Below are 4,487 nucleotides of genomic sequence, written 5' to 3' on the forward strand. Positions count from 1 at the left end.
TCGGCGGCCTCGCTGCCATCCAGCGTGCCGGCCACCAGATCGGCCAGGATCTGCCCGTTGCCCAACCGGTGGGATTCAAGCAGCCGCGCCTTGTTGGCCAGCTCCAGGCCAATCAGGGACTGGGCGTACTCCACCAGCGCATCGTGCTCATAGGGTTCGGCCAGGTACAACGCCCCCTGGTCGCGCATTCCGGTGGCGATCGGCAGCTGGTGCCAGGCGCCCGTGCGGAAGTCCGGACCGTAGATTTGGGTGCCGTACAGGGAGACCGCCACGTCAGTGCCCAGCATGTTCGCCAGCTCGCCGAGCATGCTGTCCAGGCTGGAGGAGAGCAGCGTGCGGGTCAGCCGCTGGTGGGAGTTCAGCAGCTGCTGCAGCTGCTGCAGGTGGAAGCGGTTCAGTTCCTCGGCAATCAGCTTGGTGATTGCCGCGAAGGGGGTCTGGTACGGGACCTCGAAGACCGGCAGGTTGACCTCGGCGGCCGCCTTCAGGATGCTGTGCGGCACGTTCTTGTGCCCCAGCCCCGTCCCGTACCCCAGGGCAATCACCCCGTTCTCGGCCAGCAGGCGCACGAACTCGCGCTGGCTTGCGGTGGTCTTCTGGCGCACCCCGGTGGTCAGCACGATCTCCTCGCCGGTGAGGAACTCCGAAGGGTCCAGCAGCTCGGTGATCGCGGCCCACGTGATGGATGTCTCGCGGGTTTCGAAAAGTCATTGAGCGGGCGCAAATCAAGCTCGTCATGCTCAAGCAGGGCTCCAAGGGTGATTGCCATGCTTAAAGTTTAGGCTCTGAATTGTGCGCAGCCGCGATGGGGAAAACCCCTTGACAAGGAACTAAAACAGCCATTTCACACATATGCTAGTTGTTCTAGGTTAGGTTAATCACATGAACACTCCATCTTCAGTACGAGGCGCCCGCAAGGCGACAGGACAACGCGAGGTCTTCTCCTCGCGCAAGTTGTTCATCCTGTCCGCCATCGGCTCCGCTGTCGGTCTGGGAAACATCTGGCGTTTCCCCTACGTTGCCTACGAAAACGGTGGCGGCGCATTCTTGATCCCCTACCTGGTGGCGATCCTGTGTGCCGGCATCCCGTTGCTGTTCCTTGACTACTCGGTCGGTCACCGCTTCCGCGGCTCCGCCCCGCTGGCCTACCGCCGCCTGAACCGCAAGGCCGAAGTGCTGGCTGGTGGCAGGTGCTGATCTGCTTCATCATTGCCATCTACTACGCCGCGATCATCGGCTGGGCGGCCATGTACGCCTGGTTCTCGCTGAGCAAGGCGTGGGGCGATGACGCCGAAGGCTTCTTCATGGGCGAGTTCCTGAACGTGGCCGATAACGTCGGGGTGTCCTTCGACATTGTTTCCCGCGTCTTCTTCCCGATCCTGGCCGTATGGGCCGTGACCATCATCATCATGGTGGCCGGTGTGAACAAGGGCATTGCCCGTGCGAACGTGGTCTTCATGCCGCTGCTGATCGTGATGTTCGTGCTGCTGGTGGTTCAGTCGGTCTTCCTGCCCGGCGCCATGGACGGCCTGAACGCGTTCTTCACCCGAACTGGGAGCCTTGATGAACCCGGCGGTGTGGGCGGCGGCGTTCGGCCACATCTTCTTCTCCCTGTCGGTGGCCTTTGGCATCATGGTCACCTACTCCTCCTACCTGCGCCGCAAGACCGACCTGACCGGCTCGGGCTACGTGGTGGCCTTCGCCAACTCGGGCTTTGAGATCCTGGCCGGCATCGGCGTGTTCGCCGCCCTGGGCTTCATGGCCCACAACACCGGGGCCGCAGTCGGCGACGTGGTCAGCGGCGGCATCGGGCTGGCGTTCATCGCGTTCCCGACCATCGTCTCGCAGGCTCCGCTCGGGGCCTTGCTGGGCGTGCTGTTCTTCGGCTCGCTGGTCTTCGCTGGCCTGACCTCATTGATCTCAATCCTTGAGGTGATTGTCGCGGCGTTCCAGGACAAGCTGGGATGGAACCGCAAGGCGGCGACCCTGATCGTCACCGTGCCGATCGGGCTGATCTCCCTGGCCCTGTTCTCCACCACCACCTCGCTGTACCTGCTGGATACGCTCGATGCCTTCGTCAACCAGTTCGGCATCCTGGCCTGCGCCTGGTCACCGTGATCGTGGTCGGCGCCGGACTGGGGGCCCTGCCGAAGCTGGCCAAGCACCTGAACCGCCACAGCTCCATCAAGCTGGGCACCGGGTGGATGGTCCTGGTCGGCGGCGTTGGCCCGGCAGCGCTGGGTTACATGCTGCTCAACGAACTGCAGAGCAAGATCGGCGAACAGTACTCCGGCTACCCGGCATGGTTCAACGGGATCTTTGGCTGGGGCATGGCCGGAGCGCTGATCGTCTTCGCGGTGCTGCTCTCGCTGATTCCCTGGAGTCGTGGCTCGAAGCTCAACGACCCGGAATTCGAACAGCACAAGGCCAAGGTCCTCGATGAGGAACTGCCCGACACCACTGTGAAGAGGTACTAGCCATGACTGGAATTGCCATTGTCTTCATGATCATCGCCATGCTCACCATCTGGGGTGGGCTGGTGCTGGCACTGATCAACCTGTCACGTCACCCGGATGTACCCGATGATCCGGAAGATGACCTGATCGAGGCACCGACCCAGCTGTAGCCGGGGCTGCCAGAACACCTCGGGGCGCGGCGGTGGGGAAGCGATTCTCCACTGCCGCGCCCTTGTCTGTGCAGCTGCACAAATACTGCTTCGCGCGCCTGTGCTACGGCGGTTGGACGCGCCGGAACCGCGTCATATCCTGCTATGAGTACGACAGACTTAGGGCCGGCAGGATTCAGGCCCGGCCCCCATTTGAGGAAAGGAGCTTGCTGTGGACGTCTCATACCGTATCGAACAGAAGCGCAAGGTAAACGGTGCATTCCCAGGTCCGAAGTCCCAGGAGCTGACCGCCCGCCGCCAGAAGTCCGTGGCCGCCGGTGTTGCCTCCACTCTTCCGGTCTACGCCGCCGATGTTGACGGCGGCATCATCGTTGACGTTGACGGCAACCAGCTCATCGACCTCGGGTCGGGCATCGCAGTGACCACCGTGGGTGCCTCCAACCAGGCGGTGGCCAAGGCGGTGGCCGAGCAGGCCGCGCGCTTCACCCACACCTGCTTCATGGTGGCCCCGTACGAGAACTACATTGAACTGGCCGAAAAGCTGGTGGCCATCACCCCGGGCGAGTTCGAAAAGCGGGCCGTGTTCTTCAACTCCGGCGCCGAGGCCGTGGAGAACGCCATCAAGGTGGCCCGTGTGGCCACCGGGCGCCAGGCCGTGGTGGCCTTCGACCACGCCTATCATGGACGCACGAACCTCACCATGGGTCTCACCGCCAAGGCCGCCCCCTACAAGCGCGGCTTCGGCCCGCTGGCCCCGGAAATCTACCGGATGCCGATGAGCTACCCGTACCGTGAGGAAAACCCGAACATCTCCGGCAAGGAAGCCGCCGAGCGCGCCATCCTGGCCATGGAAAAGCAGATCGGCGGGGACCAGATCGCCGCGATCATCATCGAACCAATCCAGGGTGAGGGCGGCTTCATCGTTCCGGCCACCGGCTTCCTGCCGCGGGTCGCCGAATGGGCCAAGGAAAACGGCATCGTGTTCATCGCCGACGAAGTCCAGGCCGGCTTCGCCCGCTCCGGCGCCTGGTTCGCCTCCGACATCGAGGGCATCGAACCAGACCTGGTGACCGTGGCCAAGGCATCGCCGGGGGCATGCCGCTGTCCGGTGTGGTGGGCCGCGCCGAACTGCTGGACTCCGTGCACGGCGGTGGACTGGGCGGCACCTACGGCGGCAACCCGGTCGCCGTGGCCGCGGCCCTGGAGAGCATCAAGTTCATGGACGAGCAGGACCTGCCCGGCCGTGCCCGCGAAATCGAATCCCAGTTCTTCGAGCGCTTCACCGCGCTGCAGAAGGATGTCCCGGCCGTGGGTGACGTGCGCGGCCGCGGGGCCATGGTGGCCATCGAATTCGTCAAGCCGGGCGGCAAGGAGCCGGACGCGGAGCTGACCAAGAAGGTCGCCGCCCAGTGCTGGAGGACGGTGTGCTGATCCTGACCTGCGGCACCTACGGCAACGTCATCCGCCTGCTGCCGCCGCTGGTGATCAGCGACGAACTGCTCACCGACGGCTTCGACGTGCTGGAAGCGGCCATCCGCCAGCACGCCTAGTTCTTCACCGGGACCCTGTTTTCAAGCTCGGGGATCCGGTGAGCACGACGCCGGGGTGCCAGGACCATTGGTTCTGGCACCCCGGCGTCGTTTTGCCCCCCTGCCGCCGGCCGGCTGGGGCGGGGCGGGAGCTCAGCCCACCATCAGCTCCAGCTGGTGGCCCTCCAGTGCCCGGTCCGCATAGATGAGCCGGATGGCCTGTGCATCCGGGTTGCCCCGGTCGGGACCGCGGTAGGCCAGGGTGAATCCCAGTTTCTGGGCAACCCGTGCCGAGGCCGCATTGTGTTCCAACAGGGAGGCGACCACCGGGG

Annotated in this window: 2 protein-coding genes and 2 pseudogenes; 3 read left to right on the forward strand and 1 reads right to left on the reverse strand. The window is 64.5% G+C overall.

The features are described 5' to 3' along the window. Positions 1-683: PucR family transcriptional regulator ligand-binding domain-containing protein (locus JCM19049_RS08465; RefSeq protein WP_306420752.1), on the reverse strand; the 683-nt coding region annotated here is incomplete at its 3' end. Positions 684-882: 199 nt separating this feature from the next. Here JCM19049_RS08465 and JCM19049_RS08470 point away from each other — a divergent pair. The 3 genes and pseudogenes from JCM19049_RS08470 (at position 883) to gabT (ending at position 4,176) form a co-directional block, all read left to right on the forward strand. Beyond that, a pseudogene (locus JCM19049_RS08470) lies at positions 883-2,477 on the forward strand (sodium-dependent transporter). Positions 2,478-2,479: 2 nt separating this feature from the next. Beyond that, positions 2,480-2,626 carry a methionine/alanine import family NSS transporter small subunit gene (locus JCM19049_RS19610; RefSeq protein ID WP_138177054.1) on the forward strand — a complete coding sequence of 49 codons (147 nt, stop codon included), beginning with the start codon at positions 2,480-2,482 and terminating at the stop codon, positions 2,624-2,626. A gap of 211 nt (positions 2,627-2,837) precedes the next feature. Then, positions 2,838-4,176: pseudogene (gene gabT, locus JCM19049_RS08475) on the forward strand (4-aminobutyrate--2-oxoglutarate transaminase). Positions 4,177-4,487 lie beyond the last annotated feature (311 nt).

Source organism: Arthrobacter sp. JCM 19049, assembly GCF_001310435.1.

What these genes read in the sequence shown, in the direction of transcription:
- JCM19049_RS19610 (WP_138177054.1), top strand. Translation starts at nt 2,480, where the DNA reads ATGACTGGAATTGCCATTGTCTTCATGATCATCGCCATGCTCACCATC.